Annotated in this window: 19 protein-coding genes, 1 tRNA gene and 2 pseudogenes; 16 read left to right on the forward strand and 6 right to left on the reverse strand. The window is 57.3% G+C overall.

What is annotated here, in order from left to right; genetic code table 11:
• Positions 1-3 precede the first annotated feature (3 nt).
• The 7 genes and pseudogenes from H9X91_RS14375 to H9X91_RS07905 form a co-directional block, all read left to right on the forward strand.
• Positions 4-117: pseudogene (locus H9X91_RS14375) on the forward strand (CatA-like O-acetyltransferase); the annotation flags it as partial.
• Positions 114-635 carry an AAA family ATPase gene (locus H9X91_RS07880; protein WP_204804115.1) on the forward strand — a complete coding sequence of 174 codons (522 nt, stop codon included), beginning with the start codon at positions 114-116 and terminating at the stop codon, positions 633-635. The pseudogene H9X91_RS14375 and the gene H9X91_RS07880, both read left to right, overlap by 4 nt.
• A complete protein-coding gene (gene rimI, locus H9X91_RS07885) occupies positions 632-1,135 on the forward strand; it encodes a ribosomal protein S18-alanine N-acetyltransferase (protein WP_204804116.1) in 504 nt (167 codons plus the stop codon). The genes H9X91_RS07880 and rimI overlap by 4 nt, the downstream gene beginning before the upstream one ends.
• Complete coding sequence (locus H9X91_RS07890) at positions 1,089-1,682, forward strand: GNAT family N-acetyltransferase (RefSeq protein WP_204804117.1); 594 nt, start codon at positions 1,089-1,091, stop codon at positions 1,680-1,682. Before rimI ends, H9X91_RS07890 begins: the two co-directional genes overlap by 47 nt.
• A gap of 19 nt (positions 1,683-1,701) precedes the next feature.
• Complete coding sequence (tsaD, locus tag H9X91_RS07895; protein WP_204804118.1) at positions 1,702-2,709, forward strand: tRNA (adenosine(37)-N6)-threonylcarbamoyltransferase complex transferase subunit TsaD; 1,008 nt, start codon at positions 1,702-1,704, stop codon at positions 2,707-2,709.
• Positions 2,710-3,378: 669 nt separating this feature from the next.
• Positions 3,379-3,454: transfer RNA gene (locus H9X91_RS07900), tRNA-Thr, on the forward strand.
• A gap of 1,708 nt (positions 3,455-5,162) precedes the next feature.
• Positions 5,163-6,383, forward strand: a complete 1,221-nt coding sequence (locus tag H9X91_RS07905; RefSeq protein ID WP_002584949.1) for an MFS transporter — start codon at positions 5,163-5,165, stop codon at positions 6,381-6,383.
• Positions 6,384-6,463: 80 nt separating this feature from the next.
• On the opposite strand, the gene H9X91_RS07910 is transcribed toward H9X91_RS07905, so the two are convergent.
• A complete protein-coding gene (locus tag H9X91_RS07910) occupies positions 6,464-7,264 on the reverse strand; it encodes a helix-turn-helix domain-containing protein (RefSeq protein ID WP_002575858.1) in 801 nt (266 codons plus the stop codon).
• A gap of 78 nt (positions 7,265-7,342) precedes the next feature.
• On the reverse strand, positions 7,343-7,606 hold the full coding sequence (locus H9X91_RS07915) for a hypothetical protein (RefSeq protein ID WP_002575859.1): 264 nt from the start codon (positions 7,604-7,606) through the stop codon (positions 7,343-7,345).
• A gap of 228 nt (positions 7,607-7,834) precedes the next feature.
• Here H9X91_RS07915 and H9X91_RS07920 point away from each other — a divergent pair, with 228 nt between their 5' ends.
• The 5 genes from H9X91_RS07920 to H9X91_RS07940 all read left to right on the forward strand — a co-directional run bounded on the left by H9X91_RS07920 (position 7,835) and on the right by H9X91_RS07940 (position 11,675).
• On the forward strand, positions 7,835-8,248 hold the full coding sequence (locus H9X91_RS07920; protein WP_002575860.1) for a cysteine-rich VLP domain-containing protein: 414 nt from the start codon (positions 7,835-7,837) through the stop codon (positions 8,246-8,248).
• A 111-nt stretch (positions 8,249-8,359) separates the two neighbouring features.
• The gene (locus tag H9X91_RS07925) at positions 8,360-8,755 is read left to right on the forward strand and encodes a replication initiator protein A (RefSeq protein WP_002575861.1); all 396 of its coding nucleotides are present in this window, start codon (positions 8,360-8,362) and stop codon (positions 8,753-8,755) included.
• A gap of 173 nt (positions 8,756-8,928) precedes the next feature.
• Complete coding sequence (gene mobV / locus H9X91_RS07930; protein WP_002575862.1) at positions 8,929-9,873, forward strand: MobV family relaxase; 945 nt, start codon at positions 8,929-8,931, stop codon at positions 9,871-9,873.
• Positions 9,874-9,877: 4 nt separating this feature from the next.
• The gene (locus H9X91_RS07935; protein ID WP_321118048.1) at positions 9,878-10,069 is read left to right on the forward strand and encodes a hypothetical protein; all 192 of its coding nucleotides are present in this window, start codon (positions 9,878-9,880) and stop codon (positions 10,067-10,069) included.
• Between the two features lie 94 nt (positions 10,070-10,163).
• Positions 10,164-11,675, forward strand: a complete 1,512-nt coding sequence (locus tag H9X91_RS07940; protein ID WP_002575864.1) for a recombinase family protein — start codon at positions 10,164-10,166, stop codon at positions 11,673-11,675.
• Here the strand turns inward: H9X91_RS07940 and H9X91_RS07945 are convergent.
• The gene (locus H9X91_RS07945) at positions 11,659-12,195 is read right to left on the reverse strand and encodes a sigma-70 family RNA polymerase sigma factor (protein ID WP_204804119.1); all 537 of its coding nucleotides are present in this window, start codon (positions 12,193-12,195) and stop codon (positions 11,659-11,661) included. The genes H9X91_RS07940 and H9X91_RS07945 overlap by 17 nt on opposite strands.
• Before the next feature lie 15 nt (positions 12,196-12,210).
• On the reverse strand, positions 12,211-12,609 hold the full coding sequence (locus H9X91_RS07950) for a hypothetical protein (RefSeq protein WP_204804120.1): 399 nt from the start codon (positions 12,607-12,609) through the stop codon (positions 12,211-12,213).
• Positions 12,610-13,377: 768 nt separating this feature from the next.
• On the opposite strand from H9X91_RS07950, the pseudogene rhuM reads away from it, so the two are divergent.
• Positions 13,378-14,387: pseudogene (gene rhuM, locus H9X91_RS07960) on the forward strand (RhuM family protein); the annotation flags it as partial.
• A 126-nt stretch (positions 14,388-14,513) separates the two neighbouring features.
• Here the strand turns inward: rhuM and H9X91_RS07965 are convergent.
• Positions 14,514-15,683: a M20 metallopeptidase family protein gene (locus H9X91_RS07965; RefSeq protein WP_204804121.1), complete on the reverse strand. Its 1,170-nt coding sequence runs from the start codon at positions 15,681-15,683 to the stop codon at positions 14,514-14,516.
• A 14-nt stretch (positions 15,684-15,697) separates the two neighbouring features.
• Complete coding sequence (locus H9X91_RS07970; protein ID WP_204804122.1) at positions 15,698-17,023, reverse strand: amidohydrolase; 1,326 nt, start codon at positions 17,021-17,023, stop codon at positions 15,698-15,700.
• A gap of 201 nt (positions 17,024-17,224) precedes the next feature.
• Between H9X91_RS07970 and H9X91_RS07975 the strand changes: the two genes are divergently transcribed.
• The 3 genes from H9X91_RS07975 to H9X91_RS07985 are packed head-to-tail and all read left to right on the forward strand — an operon-like array spanning position 17,225 to position 20,596.
• Positions 17,225-18,973, forward strand: coding sequence for an adenine deaminase (locus tag H9X91_RS07975; protein ID WP_204804124.1), 1,749 nt, complete (start codon positions 17,225-17,227; stop codon positions 18,971-18,973).
• Entirely contained in the window at positions 18,973-19,809 is an 837-nt protein-coding gene (locus tag H9X91_RS07980; protein ID WP_204804126.1) for an ABC transporter permease, read from the forward strand. The genes H9X91_RS07975 and H9X91_RS07980 overlap by 1 nt, the downstream gene beginning before the upstream one ends.
• Complete coding sequence (locus tag H9X91_RS07985) at positions 19,802-20,596, forward strand: ABC transporter permease (protein WP_204804128.1); 795 nt, start codon at positions 19,802-19,804, stop codon at positions 20,594-20,596. Before H9X91_RS07980 ends, H9X91_RS07985 begins: the two co-directional genes overlap by 8 nt.
• The last annotated feature ends 12 nt before the right edge of the window (positions 20,597-20,608 follow it).

Consider the following 20,608-nt stretch of genomic DNA (forward strand, 5'->3'; position numbering starts at 1 on the left):
GCCCTGCTGCCCCTGGCTGGGCAGGTCCACCACGGCGTCACGGACGGCTTCCATGTGGGGCGGTTTTTCTCCCGCCTCCAGGCCTGGGCGGACGGCGCGGCGGAGGCGGGCACATGAAGCGCCTGTATGTGATCGGCGGCCCCATGGGCGTGGGCAAGACCGCCGCCTGCCGCCAGCTGCAGCAGCTGCTGGACCGCAGCGTGTTCCTGGACGGGGACTGGTGCTGGGACGCCCATCCCTTTCAGGCGACGGAGGAGACCCGGGAGATGGTGCTGGAGAACATCTCCTTTCTTCTGGATAATTTCCTCCGCTGCTCTGCCTATGACCATGTGATCTTCTGCTGGGTCCTGCACCGGCGGGAGATCTGGGCAGATCTGCTCCGCCGCCTGACGGAGCCGTATGCCCTGCGGGCCGTCTTCCTGGTCTGTACGCCGGAGGCCCTGCGGTCCCGGCTGGAGGGAGACATCCGGGCCGGGAAGCGGACGCCGGATGTGCTGGATCGGAGCCTTGCCTATCTGCCGCTGTACGAGGCCCTGGACGTCCGCCGGCTGGATGTGACAGACCTGACGCCCCGGGAGACGGCGGAGCAGATCCTGAAACAGGCGGCGGCCACAGAAAAGGAGAGAGAACCATGAGAGAACAGATGCACGTGCGCATCGTCCCCATGACCGGGGACCACGTGGACGAGGTGGCGGAGCTGGAGCGGATCTGCTTCACCACCCCCTGGTCCCGGAACATGCTGGTGGAGGAACTGCAGAACGACTGCGCCGCCTTCCTGGTGGCCCTGGATGATGAGGACCACGTGGTGGGCTACGCCGGGCTGCTGGTGGTGCTGGACGAGGGATACATCACCAATGTGGCCGTGCGGCCGGAGTGCCGCCGCAACGGCATCGCCCAGAAGCTGCTGCAGGTGTTCCTGGACTTTGCCCAGGCCCACCGTCTTGCGTTTCTGACGCTGGAGGTCCGGGCGTCCAACTACGGGGCCATCGCCCTGTACGGCAGCCGGGGCTTCCGCAGCATGGGCCGGCGGAAAAACTATTACGAGCATCCGAAAGAGGATGCCATCATCATGACGAAGGAGTTTGCAAATGGAACTGAGGATCCCGACACTGGAGCAGCTGCGGACGGTCTATGACCGGGACCTGCGGGCGTCGTTTCCCGCCGCGGAGCTGAAGCCCCTGCGGAATATCGAGGAGATGTGGGCCGCCGGGCGGTACCGCCCCTGGTGCCTGTTTGACGGAGACGACATCGCCGGCGAGGCGTTTTTGTGGCTGGGACACCCCGGCTGGGCCCTGCTGGACTACCTGTGCGTGGCCTCCGACCGCCGGAACGGCGGCCTGGGCTCTGTGATTTTGGAGAAGCTCCGGGAGACGGAGGGGGACACCGTGATCTTCGGGGAGAGCGAGATCCCCCGGTACGCCCCGGATCCCGCCATGGCGGAGCGGCGGCTGGGCTTCTACGCCCGCAGCGGCGCCCGGACCGCCGGGTACGACACGGAGATGTTCGGCGTGCCCTACAAGACCCTGTACTGGGCGGCGGGAGACGTGGACGAGGCGGCCCTGATGGAGGAGCACCGCTTCGTCTACGCCAGTACCTTTGCCCCGGACAAGTTCGCCAGATACGTCCGCATCCCCTTTGACCCCCAGGCCGGCCTTGGGGCAAAGGTGGAGTGGCAGCAGTGAGAGAAAGAAGCGTGAACACATGAAGATCCTGGCCTTTGAGTCCTCCTGCGACGAGACGGCGGTGGCCGTGGTGGAGGACGGCCGCACCGTTTTGTCGGATGCCATCGCCTCCCAGGCAGACCTCCACGCCCTGTACGGCGGCGTGGTGCCGGAGATCGCCTCCCGCAAGCATGTGGAGGCCATCGCCGCCCTGACGGAGCAGGCGCTCCGGGAGGCGGGCTGCACCAAACAAGACATCGACGCGGTGGCGGTGACCTACGCCCCGGGCCTTATCGGCGCGGTGCTGGTGGGCCTCAGCTTTGCCAAGTCCGTGGCTTTCGCCCTGGGGGTGCCCCTGATCCCGGTGCACCACATCCGGGGCCACATCGCCGCCAACTACCTGGCCTTTCCGGACTTAGAGCCGCCCTTCCTGGCCCTGGCCATCTCCGGCGGCAACACGCTAATCGTGGACGTCCGGGACTACACGGACATGGTGATCCTGGGCGCCACCCGGGATGACGCCGCTGGAGAGTGCTTCGACAAGGCGGCCCGGGTGCTGGGCCTGCCCTATCCCGGCGGCGCCCCCCTGGACGCTTTGGCACAGCAGTCCCCCGGCGGGGTCTACACCCTGCCTCATGCCCACGTGGATGGGGCAGAGCTGGACATGAGCTTCTCCGGCCTGAAGACGGCGGTGGTGAACCTGGCCCACCACGCACAGCAGGTGGGGGAGCCCCTGGACCGGGCGGCCCTGGCCCGGGACTTCGCCCAGGCGGTCAGCGACACGCTGGTGCCCCGGGCCATGGAGGCGGCCAGACAGACCGGGCGGAAGATCCTCTGTGCCGCCGGCGGCGTAGCGGCCAACTCCATCATCCGGGGAGACCTGCAGCGCGCCTGCGACCAGGCGGGCGTCCGGCTGTACCTGCCGCCGCTGAAGCTGTGCGGCGACAACGGCGCCATGATCGGCGCCCAGGGCTACTATGAGTATCTGGCTGGGCACACAGCAGGGATGGACCTGAATGCCTATGCCACAAGGGACATTGCAGATTGAACAGGCGGCCGCGTCAGCGGCCGCCTGTTCTCTTTGCCGGAATGAATGAAAAGGCTATGCAAGCTGCATCTGTAAAGGGGGGCAGCTTACTTTTTTGAAGGCATGCCAAAAAAACTTTTCAAATACGTCCGAACCCGGAAAAAACGGTCACATCTGTGAGGAGGTTTTTGAATTTGATATATTATGTAAAATATAAGCGCAGCTTCCAAAGCCCTCAAACGGCGGATAGAAAAATTGGGAAATTAATACAATTATAAATAAGATTATTGAAATATAAGGAAAATGTAGATGTTGAAAACCATGTGGAAAATGTGAATAACTCTTTGTAAAAGAGAATTATCGAAAAAATTATGTAAATGAAAAACGAGGGGGAGGAGAGGGAGAAACAGGAAGTCAACAGAAAATAATGACAGAAATTGTCGAAATTTCTTGGGTAAATCCCAACAGGTTTTCTTGGCAGAATCCGATGCATTCCAGCGAATGCTCAGAGAACAGAGCGAACGGCAGTGAAAAATTTTGCAGGACTTCCTGCAAAATACAGATCGTATTATACAGAAAGCGGCGAATATAGACCGCCTGCGGAAATTGAAAATAACCAGTTGACGGCAGAAGGAAACTGTGATAAAATAATTCTCGCTCTGGAGAGATCCAGGCAGATCACAGAGATAAGCTAATGTAGCTCAGTCGGTAGAGCAGCTGATTCGTAATCAGCAGGTCGTGTGTTCGAGTCACATCATTAGCTCCACAAAAAAGGACATCTGCAAAGCAGATGTCCTTTTTTGTGGGTTCCGCCGCCGCAGGGCGGCTCCACCCTTCGGGATTTCAATGCTCGGGGCGGCGGAGCCACCCCTGCGCCAAGGTTTTGGCCTACGGCCAAAACGCTTGTGCGGCGCACTCGCGCCGCGGCCCAGAAGGGCCGTTTAGCAGTTCTTCTGCAGCGGTTCCGCCCATCCAAAATATCGATTTCAACCGTCCCTTCCACAAAAGAAACCTGCTTTTGATTGAGTTCAAAAGCGGGTTTCTTTCTGTTTTGAGGCAATTCTTTTTCCAGAAACAGTAAAATCGGGGGATTATAACAGGAACAGCTTCCGGCGCCCTCTGGCAAGTTTATAATTCACATATCCCTGACTTCTCCATGATGCCTTAGGGAAAACTTCCAAATATGTAACATTCAAAATTCGGAGAGGAGTATCTTCGCCATGGGCGCCCTATACGGATATTATCTCGCGTCAAATGGACATGTGGCCATCGATCGGGAAAAGGCAAACGTGTTGCGATGTTCCAGCTGGGCGCAAGCGATATTTCGCTTGCGCCCAGCTTTTTTTAAGGCCCAAAATCGCTGCCAGGCAGAATGCCCAGGCCTCACAGTTCTGTATCGAATAGATACTTAATTCTTAGTTTAGGTCAGTTTACAAGGAACTACACGCAGACCGTGAAACGGGCTGCTGACAACAAACGGCGCTATGCTCCCGGCTGGGTGCATAGCACCTGTTTGTTGCGGGGGTTTCCAAAGGGGGCAGCGCCCCATTTGGCACACGACTTTGCGGAGCAAAGTGTAGTGTGTTATACGCTCTGTCGGCGTTGCCCTGAAAATACCGTTGCCGCCGGGGAGGGCAAGGGCATTTGACGCGGCAGGAAAGCAGGGCTTTGTTTGGGGCTGGTAAGCCGGAAACAAAGGGCTGATTTCAGCAGCAGACAGGGCGTATTATGAAAGCCCCCGTCCCTCGTCCTCCGCCCCCGGCCTATGGGACAAAAAGTCCCAAAGCTCTGGACACCGTGACCAGATGTGTGGCCACACTCCGGGAAAAGTAGCAGGACGGCAGGAAACCGTCAAGGCTGAAATGAATGGGCTGACGCCCGGCCTTGACCGTTCCCCGCCGCCCCGCTGGATGGGTGGACAAGGTGGCCAATCCCTAAAAGTGTTTGGCCGCACTCGTTCATTTTGGGGCCTTTCTTCTCCCAAAATTGAAATGGGCGGGAAAGCCCTAAAATGGCTTTCCCGCCTTGATTACCCATTAGCAAAGACGGGCGAGACTGTCAACGGCGGCGCTGAAAGCGCCGTTCATCTTGACCGTTGACTGGCTCGCCTGGCTTTGCTACTGCCCGTAAGAGATGGAAAAACAAGATGGAAAACAAGGTTAAAAATGGTTGACAAGTCTATCGGATGTGTGTTATACTGTGCGACAGTTTGAGATTGGAAGGAGGCTTACGTGTGTTAATTTGTGTACGCTAATAAGCAATAAAAAGTAGAAGTACCTTTCCACATGATGGTGGGCTTTTTTTGCGTGCGTATGCAAAGGAACACGTAGGTTTGACACGAGCAGTCTTTGAACTGTATCGTGGTGTTTTTTCGTGCTTTGTTGTTATGCAGGCGTCTGCCCTCTCTGTGGGACAACGCCTGCTTTTTATTGCAGAAACAAAGGAACAATGCAATAAAAAAGGAGGTTCGCATTATGACCCAAAACAACAATTCATGGAGAAAAACTTATTTTACACTTCTTGCCGGACAAGCAATATCCTTTATTAGCAGCGGTATTTTGCAAATGGCCATTATCTTTTATTTGGTTGCGAAAACTAATTCTGCAATCATATTGACGGCGGCAACACTGATTGGATTTTTGCCGCAAGCCTGTTTAGGCCCGTTTGCAGGTGCTTTTGTTGACCGGCACAGCCGTAAAAGCGTAATGATTGGTGCGGATTTGATAATTGCCGCCGCTGGCGGTATTCTGGCGCTGGTGGCGTTTTACATGGAATTGCCCGTATGGTCTATTATGGTTGTCCTGTTAATCCGAAGTGCGGGAACTGCTTTTCATTCTCCAGCATTCAGCGCAGCAACACCTATGATTGTGCCAAAAGAGGAACTTACAAAATGCGCTGGTTACACGCAGACCATGCAAGCAGTAAGTGCGATTATCAGTCCAGCTGCCGCAGCGTTTTTATATGCTGTTTGGCCTCTTAATGCAATTATATTGTTAGATATTGTGGGTGCAATCCTTGCCTGTGTGACTGTTGCGATTTCGTCCATACCAACGCCTGAACTATGTCCAGAAACGAAAAGACAACAGTTTTTACAGGATATGAAAGAGGGGTATGTGGTATTAAAGCAAAACAGGGGCCTCTTTGCTCTGCTCTGGATTGGTGTAATTTATATGTTCTTTTATATGCCAATCAGTACGCTTTTTCCTCTCATCTGTATGTCATACTTCAAAGGAACACCGGCCCATGCCTCTGCCGCTGAAATTGCTTTTGCGGTTGGTATGCTGCTTGGCGGAGTCATTCTGAGCATTTGGGGCGGTTTTAAGAAACGGCGGTACACCATCGGTCTTTCCGTTCTCCTGATGGGCGTTAGCAATATGCTCTCCGGGCTTTTGCCGCCAGACGCATTTCTTGTCTTTGTTGTGTGCTGTACTGTTATGGGAATTTCCGCTCCATTTTACGGTGTGCAAAATGCGATTTTTCAAGAAACGGTCAAACCAGAATATCTGGGGAGAGTTTTTTCTCTACTGACAAGCGCCGCTTCCCTCGCCATGCCGTTTGGCCTTGTCATTTCCGGGCCTCTGGCGGAGCGGCTGGGAGTTGAGAAATGGTTTGTCATTTGCGGAATTGGCATTATCATCGTTGCGCTTGCCGTATTTTTACTACCCGGTTTGAGAGAGATTGACAATACGCAATAATCAACTGCACCTTTTTCTATTACTAAACAAAATGCCTGGATGGTGGTTCTGAAAAACCAGAACCGCCGTTCAGGCATTTTTTATCTTCGTCCTCTCTGCGGTTTTGGATTCTTCAGCAAGTCGGATTTTTCCGCAATCTTTTTCAGCCACTTCCGTTCTTCTACTGACAGCTTCCTAAAATTCAGCTTGAGCCGTTTGCAGATAAACGCCAAGTACGCTTGTTCCGTGTCGCTGTCCTGGCTGACGATTTCACCAGCAGTTTCCAGCATTTCTTTTAGCGGGTTATCCTCTGGGACGCTGAAAAAATCGTCCTTGTGTGTTTCCCGCAGAGCAAGGGCAATCCCGTTTATGTCCCGTTGTATCACATAGCGGCAAAACTCGTCCTCATCAATATGGGCGGTGATAAGCTGTCTTAACTGCGTATCACTCATGCCAGGATTATGCTTTTTTATAACAGTTGCGCTCATCGTGTCCACTATGGCGTTTGCACCCTGCGCCTGTTTCAGTGCCGTTCCGTTCACATAGATTTCAAGGTCAGCCATCAGCCGGGGGAAATCCGGGTGCGCCGCCAGCTCACACAGCAGGGTATTGTCTATCCTCCCGCTTTTCAGCAGGTCAATCATTTCATCACTCAAACGCAGGTCTGCAAGATCGGCGTTTGGGTGATTTTTCATTTCAGACAGCCCCAGCAGATAATCAGCGGTCACACCGTAAAACTTCGCCAGCCGGATAAGGGCATAGTGGCTGATGTCCTTGAAGTCTTCCGTTTCGTAACTGCCCAGCGCAGACTTGGAAAGCCCGGTCTGCTCCGCAAGCTGCCCCAGCGTCAAGCCACGCTCCACACGTAGGTCTTTTAATCGCTCTTGTATGGATAAAGACATATTCACCCTCCTTGCTAGCTCAACGAAAGAGAAGCCGTTATGCTATGTACTATGCTCATAGCATAACGGCATAGGCATTTACAGTTTTATTTTACCATTTGCTACATCTTCACGAAATTTATCAACAAGCTTCGCTGTCAGCTTGGATTTACCGTAGTGTTCAAGTACAAAAGTACGATAACTTTTTCCATCTACAAGCACATCACTTTTTCTGGTCAACAACCAATTTCCGTTACCTCCTCCCTGTTCTCTAATATTCCAGTCTTTCCCATATCTTTTATAGATTTCATCTTTTTTACCTTGAACAGACATTGATTCGCTTGGAATATAAACAATTTGCATAATAGCTCCTCCTTTATTTTGTGCAAGAAGACCAGAAACCTGAATTTGTCTTTTATCTTTTTTTGATTATATCACAAATCCGAGAGCGTGGAAATAGGGAGTTTTTCAGGCTGATTTCCTACCTCTTGGATATACGGCACAGGCGGTCAAAAAGGTGTAGACTTGGGATAGTTCATCGATGGACAAGCACCTTGGAAACAGAACACGCCAAAGAAAACGGAGGGACGCATGAGCAAAAGACCCTATCAACACCTGCCGCCGCTGGAACACAGGCCGGACGGCTCCCCCTACCGCATAACCCCGCCCCAGAAGAGACGAGCCAGCGGCCTGATACGCCGGGAGTGCTGCAACTGCGAGGACGGAAACTGCCTTGCGCTGGACGATGGCGACACCTGCGCCTGTCCGCAGATGATTTCGTTCTCCGTCTGCTGCAAGTGGTTCCGCTGGGCGGTCTTGCCGCTGGACAGGACGCTGGAAGCGGAGATTTACCGGGACAGGGACTTGAAACGCTGTGCGGAGTGCGGCGGTGTGTTCGTCCCGAAGTCCAACCGGGGCAAATACTGCCCGGACTGCGCCGCCAGAGTTCACAGGCGGCAGAAAACAGAAAGTGAACGGAAAAGGAGGTCTGCTGTGGACAGTTAAGAGCGGGAAAAGCCTTGATTTGCAAGGCTCCGCAAGCCCTCAACCGGGGCGGCTGGTATCATTTATCATTCGCCCCGGAAAACGGGCCTCTAACCGTCCACAAAACACGCTATGACAAACACGATTTATATTCACCAGCCGGAAAAGGCGTTCAGTTTCACCCGGCTCCCCAATTTCCTTTTTGAAGCACCCACATTCCAGCCCTTGAGCAACGAAGCGAAGGTGCTGTATGCCTTTGTCCTGCGCCGGGCGGAGTTGTCCCGGAAGAACGGCTGGGCGGACGAGTACGGGCGGGTCTACCTGTACTACCCCATCTGCGAGGTGGTCGCTTTGCTCCGCTGCGGGCGGCAGAAAGCGGTCAACACCCTGCGGGAGTTGCAGTATGCGGGGCTGGTGGAAATCCAGAAACAGGGCTGTGGAAAACCCAACCGCATTTACCCGAAATCCTATGAAGCGGTTCCAAACACCGACTTCAAGAAATCCGGTTATGGTACGCCGGAGGGCTGAAAACCGTACTTGGCGAGTACGAAAATCAATCCTCTTGAAGTACGGAAATCTGACGGTATATAGAAATACAGAGATTAAAACCATCTATTTACATTCATTCCATTCCAATCCTATCAGAGATATTTTCGGCGGGAAAACCCGCCGGAAAGGAATGGAATGGGGAAAGGAGTTCAATGGCACAACACGCAATTTTGCGATTTGAGAAGCACAAGGGCCACCCGGCGGGGCCGCTGGAAGCCCACCATGAACGGAAAAAGGAGCAGTACGCCAGCAACCCGGACATTGACACCAGCCGGAGCAAGTACAATTTCCACATCGTCAAGCCGGATGGCCGCTACTACCATTTCATTCAGAGCCGCATCGAGCAGGCCAGATGCCGCACCCGCAAGGACAGCACTCGGTTTGTGGACACGCTGATTACCGCCAGCCCGGAGTTTTTCAAGGGCAAGTCCCCAAAGGAGATAGCGGCCTACTTCCAGAGGGCGGCGGACTTCCTCATTGACCGGGTGGGCCGGGAGAACATCGTTTCGGCTATGGTACACATGGATGAAAAAACGCCCCATCTGCACTTGGTCTTTGTGCCGCTGACAAAGGACAACCGCCTGTGCGCCAAAGAAATTATCGGCAACCGGGCCAATCTGACGAAGTGGCAGGACGATTTTCACGCCTGTATGGTGGAGCAGTACCCCGACCTGGAGCGTGGGGAAAGCGCCAGCAAGACGGGCCGGAAGCATATCCCCACCCGGCTGTTCAAACAGGCGGTCAACCTCTCCAAACAGGCGAGGGCCATTGAAGCGGTTCTCTCCGGCATTACCCCGCTGAACGCCGGAAAGAAGAAAGAGGAAGCCCTCTCCATGCTGAAAAAGTGGTTTCCGCAGATGGAGAACTTCTCCGGGCAACTGAAAAAATACAAGGTCACAATCAATGACTTGTTAGCGGAAAATGAAAAGCTGGAAGTCAGGGCAAAGGCCAGCGAAAAAGGCAAGATGAATGACACGATGGAACGGGCGAAGTTAAAAAGCGAACTGGACGATATGCGGCGGCTGGTTGACCGTATCCCGCCGGAGATTTTAGCGGAACTGAAACGGCAACAGCGGCAGCATGGAAAGGAAAGGTGATCTTATAAGTAATATCAGATACAAAAAGGAAATCGAAATCGTGACTTTTCAGGGAAAGGAAATCACACTGGAAAATCTCTCCCCGGTGTTCACGCCGGAACAGGAAGCAGCCAAACGCCGGGAACTGGAACAGCAGCTTTATGAGGTGTTCCGCAAGTACGCCGACAAGCGGGAGAGTGAGGAAGCCGGGACATAAGGTTTTCCAAACCCATCATTGATTTGCGGGGCTGCTGGCGGTATAATAGAACTGTCAGCAGCTCCGTTTCTTTTTTAAGAAAAGGAGCGACAATATGAACAATCGGATAGACGCAATCTATGCAAGACAATCGGTAGACAAAAAGGACAGCATTTCCATTGAAAGCCAGATTGAATTTTGCAAATACGAGTTGAAAGGCGGTAACTGCAAGGAATACACAGACAAAGGGTACAGCGGCAAGAACACAGACCGTCCGAAGTTTCAAGAACTGGTGCGGGACATCAAGCGGGGCTTGATTGCAAAGGTCGTGGTTTACAAGCTCGACCGTATCAGCCGTTCCATTCTGGACTTTGCCAACATGATGGAGCTGTTCCAGCAGTACAATGTGGAGTTTGTGTCCTCTACGGAAAAGTTTGATACCTCCACGCCGATGGGACGGGCCATGCTGAATATCTGTATCGTGTTCGCCCAGCTTGAACGGGAAACGATACAGAAGCGGGTAACGGACGCTTACTACTCCCGCAGTCAGCGGGGCTTTAAGATGGGCGGGAAAGCCCCTTACGGCTTCCATACGGAGCCTATCAAGATGGACGGTATCAACACAAAGAAGCTGGTGGTAAACCCGGAGGAAGCGGCCAATATCCGGCTGATGTTTGAGATGTACGCCCAGCCCACAACTTCCTACGGGGACATTACCCGGTACTTTGCCGAACAGGGGATTTTGTTCCATGGCAAAGAGCTGATACGCCCCACGCTGGCGCAGATGTTACGCAATCCTGTCTATGTGCAGGCAGACCTTGATGTGTACGAATTTTTCAAAAGTCAAGGTACAGTCATTGTCAATGACGTTGCCGATTTTACGGGCATGAACGGCTGCTATCTGTATCAAGGGCGAGATGTAAAGGCCAGCAAGAAAAACGACTTAAAAGACCAAATGCTGGTACTGGCTCCCCATGAGGGTATCGTCCCCTCCGACACCTGGCTGACCTGCCGCAAGAAGCTGATGAACAACATGAAAATCCAGTCTGCCCGGAAAGCCACCCACACATGGCTGGCAGGAAAAATCAAGTGCGGGAATTGCGGGTATGCTCTTATGAGTATCTACAATCCCTCCGGCAAACAGTATCTCCGCTGCACGAAACGGCTGGACAATAAAAGCTGTCCTGGCTGTGGGAAAATCATCACTTCGGAACTGGAAGCGGTTGTTTATCAGCAGATGGTAAAGAAGCTGGCAAGCTACAAGACGCTGACAGGAAAAAAGAAAGCGGCAAAGGCAAACCCGAAAATCACCGCCCTGCAAGTGGAACTTGCCCATGTAGACAGCGAGATTGAAAAGCTGGTGGACAGTCTGACGGGGGCAAACAATGTCCTGTTCTCCTATGTGAATGTGAAGATAGCGGAACTGGACGGGCGCAAGCAGGAACTTCTGGCAAGGATAGCGGAGTTGACTGTGGAGGCCATCAGCCCGGAACAGGTCAGCCAGATTTCCGGCTACCTCGATACCTGGGAGAATGTATCTTTTGATGACAAGCGGCGTGTGGTGGATTTGATGATCACCACCATAGCCGCCACAAGCGACAGCTTGAACATCACATGGAAAATCTGACTGGCGGCACCCCTCCCGTCAGATACCTACCCTGTGTAGTCCCTTGTAAACTGTACTTTACGTCGTAAAACGCTTTTCGCTTCCGGCCGATTTCGCTTCCCATTGCAGTGATCTCATCCTCCGTCAGGTTCAGCTCCTCGGCAATACTTGACAGCAGGCACCCCTCCTGAAGCATATGAACAAGCCTTCTTTCCTGGCGGGAAAGGCTGTCCAGAAATTGCTCCGCCATGATCCGGGCCTCCACCGCCGCGACCCCATCAAAGGAGGCATCCGCAAGAGTATCATAGAGGCAGAAATCATCCTCTCCGTCGCTGGTAAGCGGCTGATCCAGCGACAGGTGGGAATAGGCAGCGACATGTTGCTTGTTTTCCAGCAGGAGCTCTCGCTGGATCTGCTCTTGCAGATATGTTTCTAAATCTCCACAAGCCGGACAATATCTCTGCACGGCGGTATAAAACGCCTCCGCGGCACAGGCCCGGCGTTCCGAAAGCGGTGTACTCTTGGCCAGCTGACTTACCATCTGATCCACAAGGTGCTAGTAGAGAATGAGAAGCTGCTCCGGATCATACTGCGGCTGCGCAGAATTCTTATCCAGGCGTCGTCTTGGAATGATCCTTCCCAGGAAATAGCCGGTACGCTCGTCGCGGCTCAGACGAAAAGAGAGGGGGAAGCGCAGGCCGGTAGAGGCAATTTGAGCAGAGAGGGCTTGCGCCGACATAATCCCGCAGTGTGGCCGGCCAATCCCGGTTCCATGGCCGTCGGCAATGGCCAAAATCTTGAGCTTTGAATCAAACCCGACCCGGATATACGGGGGAAGCACATTACACAGCGGCTTCCCCAGACGAAGCTTGCCGTCCGTGCTGATCGAGGCACGGAGCGCCCTGCGATTATCCTCCTTCTCAAACCATTTAAAATTGTATTTTGTATGTACCATATGAAAGACCTCTCTTCATATAAAATGAGGTCTTATTTTATACGATTCTGTTGAAAAAAGAAAGCTGTTTGGACAGCGAGGCGCAGGGACGATCCCCTTTTGAGCTGTTTTGCTCAAAAGGGGGGCTGAGAGGATGGCCCCTGATAAACGAAGTGGTTTCTTAGATTTTATCAAAATAATTAAATGGCACTTGTCCTTCTGCAGTCAAGAAATGTGGTTTTCAGCAAGTAGCTGTGATCCTGGTAAGTTGACAGCCGCACCGCCGGCCTATCGGGAATTTCCACACTACCTGAAGACCCTGGCACAAATCGTTTGCAGAGCCATTGGAGACAGCTGCCCGCTGTGTTTCGTGAGGAAATCCCGCGGACATGGAATGGACTGGATGCCCTCTATATGGTATGGTGACATCAATGGCAGAAAATGGAGGCGGGACTGGATGGCAGATGGGCAGGCAAAACGAATCAGGGAACTGACGCTTATGCTGATGTACCTGACCTCTTGGGAGGAGCATGACACGCCGGGACTCAGGGCGGTATAAAAGAAAGAACTGGGGCAGTACCCCTTGTCCGCCGGTGCTGGAAAGGATGCGATTTCCAAATCCTGAATGAACTGGCAGAGGATGGGCCGATTTGTGACAGCGGATGCACCCGGCCCGCTCAAATCACCCCCGCAGGTGAGGCTGAGGCGCAGAGGTTGTTGGAGCAATATGGAATCAGATTGGAAGAAGGAGGGGGTGACAGTGCCAGACCACATGTACCAAAGCATCCGATCCGCTCCAGCGCGGCGGAATACCTGGCCTTCGCCGCCACCACCGGCAATGGCGCGGAAAGCATGGAGATGCGCTACGAGGACGAAAATATCTGGTTGACGCAGAAGATGATGGCAGCTCTTTGTGATGTCTCTGTAGCGGCCGTCAATCAGCTTCTGAAAACCATTTTTGAAGATGGGGAACTGAACAAGGAGGCAGTTATTAAGTATTTCTTAGTAACTGCCTCAGCTGGGAAACAGTACAACACGAACCACTCTAATCTGCAGGCCATCATCGCTGTGGGCTTCAAAGTCAACAACGACTGGGCGGTTCAGTTCCGCAAGTGGGCCAACGGTATCGTCAAGGACGATACGATCCAGGGCTGGGCTATAGACAGTGACTGCCTGAAAAACGGCGGCAGCGTACTCACCAAAGAATACTTCGACCACCTGCTGGAACAGATCCGGGAATTCGGATGTCTGAGCGCAGGTTCTACCAGAAGATCACAGATATCTATGCCACCGCGTTGGATTACGACAAGTCAGCCAAGACAACGCGCCTGTTCTTCGCGGAGGTGCAGAACAAGCTCCACTGGGCCATCCACCGCCACACAGCGGCGGAACTGATCATGGAACGGGCCAACGCGGAAAAGCCCCACATGGGGCTGACCTCCTGGGAGCGGTATCCGGATGAGAAGATCCAGAAGTACGGTGTATCTATTGCCAAGAACGACCTCTCCAAAGAGGAACTGCAGGCGCCGGAGCGTATCGTCACCATGTATTTGGACTATGCGGAATATCAGGCCAGCCGCCACATCCCTATGGCCATGCAGGACTGGCCTCAAAGATTGAACCGCTTTCTGGAATCCAATGAGCACGAGATCCTCCACGACACTGGCCGGATGGCCCATGAGATCGCCAAAGTGTTTGTGGAGAGTGAGTTCGAAAAATACGGGATCGTGCAGGATCAGTTGTTTGAAAGTGACTTTTATCGTTTCCTTGCTTTAGAGGAGGAAAGGCGTGCCCGGTCTTTCCAAAAGCGGCGGACATCCACAGGATGTCCGCCGCTTTTGCGTTTTGCATCTGCAAGTCTCAAAAGCCCGGGGCAGAGGGCACACATTCCCGGAAGACTGCCTGCGGCCGCCGGGGAGCGGGGCTCACGCGCCCTGCAGCCGGCCCCGCACCAGGCGGCAGAGATACTCCACGCCGTACTTCAGCGCCGCCTCGTCCATCAGATAGCGGCTGTTGTGGTGGGGGACCGTACAGCCGGTGGCCTCGTTCCGGGCGCCCAGCTCCACAAAGAAGCCCGGACAGTTCTCCTGCAGGGCGGAGAAGTCCTCTCCCGGCATCAGGGGCTCGATCTCCAGGGCCGCCTCCCTGCCGAAGGTGTCCTGGACCAGCTGACGGCCGAATTGGGTCAGATCCGGGTCGTTGATGACCGAGGCGTAGCCCAGGGAGAACCGGAAGGTGTAAGAGGCGCCGGCGGCGTCGCAGACGCCCCTGACGATCTGCTCCAGCGTCTGGGGCAGTGTCCGGCGGGTCTCCCGGTCAAAGGTGCGGGTGGAGCCGGTGATGGTGACCTCGCCGGGGATGATGTTGTAGGCCTGCCCGCCCTGGACCATGCAGACGGACACCACGGCGGGCTCCACCGCCCGGACCCGGCGGGCCACCACGGTCTGCAGGGCCGTGATGATCTGGGCCGCCGTCACGATGGGGTCCACGCAGGTCTCCGGAAAGGCAGAGTGTCCGCCCTTGCCGATGACCTGGATATCGAACCGGTCCGTGGCGCTGGTGAGGGCGCCCGACCGGATGCCGAAGGTGCCGGTGGGGAAGCTGGAGCTCAGGTGCATGCCGTAGACCTCGGAGACGCCCTCCATCACGCCGGCCCGCAGCATCTCCGCGGCGCCGCCGGGAGGCAGCTCCTCCGCATGCTGAAAAAGGAAGCGCACTTCGCCGTGGAGCTGTTCCCGCTGTCCGGCCAGGATCTGTGCCGCCGCCAGCTGCATGGCGGCGTGGCCGTCATGGCCGCAGGCGTGCATGACGCCCGGCGTCTTGGAGGCGAAGGGCAGTCCTGTCTCCTCGGTGATGGGCAGGGCGTCGATATCCGCCCGCAGGGCGATGGCGGGGCCGGGGTAGGCGCCCCGCAGCACTGCCACCACGCCGGTCTTGGTGGGGCGCTGGAGCTCCAGGCCGGGAATGGCCCGCAGATGCTCCAGCAGGAAATCCGTGGTGCGGAACTCCTGGAAAGACAGCTCCGGCGCCGCGTGCAGCTCCCGCCGCCAGGCGATGAACTGGGGCTCCAGAGCCAGGACCTCTTGTGAAAACATACGCATCCTCCTTGTCAAAAGCTGCTGCGGTCCACGGTCCCGGCGCAGAAGCGGTCCCAGAACTGCAGATACGTCTCCCGGGTGAATTTCGGCCGGAAGGACTCCCGGATGGCCCGGGCCTTGGCGGCGCCGTCCCAAAGCAGGTCGATGACCGTCATGGCCATGGCCCTGGCAGGCATCACATAGGCCATCTCCGGATCGCAGATGGTGAAGTCCTTGCTGTGGGCATCTCCGTCGTAGCCGCCGGTGGAGATGTGGATGAAGGGCATGAGGGAGCTGACATCGCCGGCGTCCGTGGCGCCCATCAGCTCCTGGCCGTAGATGTTGGTGCCGGCGCCCAGCAGGGTCTCGGCATTGGCGGCGAACAGGGCGGACAGGTCCGGGTCTTGGATCAGGGGGAGATAGCCGGGCATCTCCTGGATGTCCACCTGGGCCCCGATGGCATAGGCGCAGCCCCGCAGGGACCGGTTCACCTTTTCGGAGGCGTCCAGGATGGCCTCCAGATTGGTGCCCCGGACATAGGTCTCCATCCGCACGTCCGCCGGGACGATGTTCACCAGATCCCCGCCCTTGGTGATGATGGGGTGGACCCGGATGCGGTCCTTCTCCCGGAAGGTCTCCCGCTGGGAGTTGATGGCCAGCAGGGAGAGGGCGGCGGCGTTCAGGGCGTTGATGCCGTCAAAGGGCCGGGCGCCCGCGTGGGCCTCCCGCCCGGTGAAGCGGATCAGCTTGCCCAGAAAGCCGGAGCTGTCGCAGCCGATGAGGAAGCGGCGGTCCCGGACGCCGGCATGGGAGTGGATCATCATGCCCATGTCGATGTCGTCCAGGATGCCCTGCCGCAGGAGCTCCTGCTTGCCGCCGAAGAAGCGAATCTGCCCCTCCTGCTGCAGCCGCTCCCGGTACTCCAGCTCCACGTATTCCTCCGCCGGCACGGCCACGAAGGCCACGTCCCCGTCCAGCTGGTCCGCCAGGGGTGCCAGGCCCATGGCGGCGCCCAGCATGGCGGCGATCTGGGCGTTGTGGCCGCAGGAGTGGGCGGCGCCGGTCTCCCGGTCCGCCTGGGGGTGCAGGGGGCAGACCACCGCGTCCAGCTCTCCCATCACCATGACCCGGGGGCCGGGCGCCCGGCCCTTCAGATCGCCCCGGACGCCGGTGATGGCCAGATGGTCCCGGAACGGGATCCGGAGCTGCGCAAAGGTGCTGCGCACCAGCTCCGCCGTCCGCCGCTCCTTGAAGCCCAGCTCCGGGTGGGAGAAGATCTCCTGGCCGATCCGGATGATGGCGTCCTGATGTTCATCGATGGCCTGGAGACACTGCGCTTTCAGCGCCTCTTTCGTCATATGAAGACCTCCTTGAGATCGATTTTACCAATTGCCGCAGAAATCCACGGCTGCCTCTCCATATTTTATATAAAATGCGAAAATTTGCAAGGGTTTGTTGACAGACGGGGAAACATGGGATATGATAAACCAGTTCAAAAGGTAGTATCATTAAGGCGGCGGCCTTGTGCCGCCTGGAGTTGAGGAGAGAAAGAACTGCCCATGCGCACACGGGTGATCGGCGCTGTCCAGGGGCGCAGTCCCTTTTCCCTGGTGATCCGCAACGTGCGGATCGTGAATGTGTATAATGATACGGTGACAGAGGGCTCCATCGGCATTGTGGATGACCGCATCGCCTATGCGGGCCCCATGGACTTTGCCTGTCAGGCGGAAGAAGAGCTGGACGGCGGCGGCTGCTATGCGCTCCCGGGGTTCGTGGACGCCCACATGCACCTGGAGAGCAGCATGCTGACGCCAGCACATTTTGCGGAGGTGGTCCTGGCCTGCGGCACCACCACGGTGGCGGCGGACCCCCATGAGATGGGCAATGTCCTGGGCCTGGAAGGGGTCCGGGCCCTGAGAGAGGCCGCCGGCGGCCTGCCCCTGCGGGTGCTGATGATGGCGCCCTCCACCATCCCCTCCGCGCCGGGCTTTGAGGACTCCGGCTATGACGTGGGGCCGGAGGAGGCCGCCCGCCTGCTGGATCTGCCGGGCATCTCCGGCCTGGGCGAGGTGATGGACTTCCACGCCGTGGCCGCCGGGGAGACGCGCATCCTCTCCGTGGTGGAGGAGGCGCTGAAGCGGGGATGCCTCGTGGACGGGCACGCCTCTCTGCTGACCGGGCGGGACCTGCAGGCCTTCCGGGCCGCCGGGATCGACAGCGACCACACCCTGCGGACGGCGGACAAGCTGCGGGAGGAGCTGGCTCTGGGCTTCAACGTGCAGATCCAGTCCGGCAACCTGAGCCGGGAGATGGCAGAGGCCATGAACAGCGCGCCGGTGCAGGATCAGATCTGCCTGGTGACCGACGACGTTCCCCTCCCGAAACTGATGGAGCGGGGACATTTGAACCGCGTGGTGGCGGAGGCCGTGGCCCTGGGGCTGGATCCGGTGCGGGCCGTCCGGTTCGCCACCATCAATCCCGCCCGGCGGCTGCGGCTCTATGACGTGGGCGCCATTGCGCCGGGCATGGCCGCGGACATCCAGCTGGTGCGGGACCTGCGGGAGCCCAGGCCGGAGGCCGTGTTCTGCGCCGGCCGTCCGGTGTGCCGGGGCGGGCGGCTGCTGGAGCCGCTGCCCCGGCCGGACCTGTCCGCCGTGCTGCGGGGCACCGTCCGGTGCGCGCCGGTGGCGGAGAGCGATCTGGTGATCCCGGCCCCGGCGGGGGAGACTGCCCTGGTGAACGTGATCCGGGAGGACGGCGTGTCCGCCCGGACGACCCGGGCCCAGAGAGAGCTGCCGGTCACTGCGGACGCGGACGGACATCCGGCGCTGGACACCGGCGGCTATCTGAAGATGGCAGTGTTCAACCGATATGGGAAGCGTCAGCACGGCCTGGCGCTGATCGAGGGGATGGGGCCGGTCTCCGGCGCCGTGGCCCTGACGTATGGCCATGACGCCCACAACCTCACGGTGTTCGGCGGGAACGACGCCGACATGGCCCTGGCAGCCAACGGCGTCATTGAGATGCAGGGCGGCATCTGTGCCGCTTCCGGCGGCCGCCTGCTGACTCAGGTGCCGCTGCCGCTGGCGGGCCTGCTGTCCCCGGAGCGGCCGGAGACGCTGCTGGCCCAGCTGCGGGCGTTTCTGTCCGACTGTGCGCGCATGGGCTTTCACCATAAGGACCTGATGTCCTTTTTTACCATCATGCCCCTGGCGGTCTCCCCGGAGATCAAGTGCACGGACCGGGGGCTGGTGGATGTGGCGCACAAGCGGTTCCTGCCGCTGATCGAAGAAAGGAGGGGGTCCTGATGGAGCGGAGAAAGCAAGCAATTCTGCTGGCACTGCCGGCATCACTGGCGCTGCTGTTTTTCTTCATTCTCCCCATGGTCTATATCCTGATCCGGACTCTGACGGAGAATGGAACGGCGGATTTCACGGAATTTTTCACAGATCCCTTTTACCTGGACATCCTCTGGACGACGATACGGGTCTCCCTGGTCTCCACGGCGGTGTCGCTGCTGCTGGGGTATCCCACGGCCTATTACATGGCCAGGACCACCTCCCGGCTGAAGCAGGCTATGGTGATCGTGATCCTCTTCCCGTTCCTGGTGAGCGCGGTGGTCCGGTCCTACGGGTGGATGGTGATCCTGGGCACCAACGGCCTCTTGAACCAGCTGCTGCTGGGGCTGGGTCTGATCTCCGAGCCGCTGAAGCTCCTCAACACGGAGGCGGCGGTGATCATCGGCATGATCCATCTGCTGATCCCCTATATGATCCTCTCCCTGGTGGGCGTGCTGCAGAGCATCGACCCCAATGTGGAGTACGCGGCCTACAGCCTGGGGGCCTCCCCCATGACCACCTTCCGGAAGGTGGTCTTCCCCCTCAGCACGCCGGGCATCATCTCCGGCTGCGTGCTGGTGTTCACCATGAGCATGACGTCCTATGTGACGCCGAAGCTGCTGGGCGGCTCCAAATTCCGCATGATGGCCACCATGGTGGTGCAGGAGATCAATGTGAACTTCGACTGGGGCGCGGCCTCCGCCATCAGCTACATTCTGCTGGCGGTGATCCTGGCGGTCCAGGTGGTCGTGGTCCTGGTCACAGGCAGATATATGAAACGGATGGGAGGCGGGAAAAATGCGTGAGCGCCGTGTCAACTGGCTCTGTACACTGGTGGCCATTCTGGTGATGATCTTCCTGGTGGCGCCGCTGGTGGTCATCGTGATCGCCTCCTTCACGCCCACGGCGCTGGTGACGTTCCCGCCCCAGGGCTTCTCCCTGAAGTGGTACGCCAACATCTTCACGTCCTCCACCCATTTCATGGACGGCCTGGTGAAAAGCCTGGAGATCGGCCTGCTGGCCACGGCGCTGGACGTGCTGCTGGGCGTGACGGCGGCCCTGGCCATCTGCCGCTACGACTTCAAGGGGAAGAACGTGCTGCTGAACTACTTCACCTCTCCCATGTATGTGCCCAGCGTGGCCTTCGCCTTCGTGCTGCTGCAGGTCTACAGCCAGATCGGCGGTGTGCCCGGCATGGCCCGGGTATTCATCGGCCATTTCATCATCATCCTGCCCTACATCGTCCGCAACACGGTCTCCGTGCTGCACGTGTTCAACTGGACGCTGGAGGATGCGGCCACCTCCCTGGGGGCAAACCCGGTGCAGGTGTTCTTCAAGATCACGATCCCGCTGGCAAAGCCGGGGATCCTGGCGGGGGCGCTGCTGGCTTTCCTCTACTCCTTCGACGAGGTGGCCCTCAGCAGCCTGCTGTCCACGCCCCGGTTCATCACCCTGCCCATCCGGATCATGAACTACATGGAGCTGACGTTTGATCCCACGCTGGCCGCGATCTCGACGCTGCTGATGCTGGCCTCCCTGATCCTCATCGTGCTGATGGAGCGGCTGGTGGGCCTGGACATGTTTATGAAGTGAGGGGGACGCCAA

Source organism: Oscillibacter valericigenes (assembly GCF_016902445.1).
Lineage (GTDB): Bacteria > Bacillota > Clostridia > Oscillospirales > Oscillospiraceae > Oscillibacter > Oscillibacter avistercoris.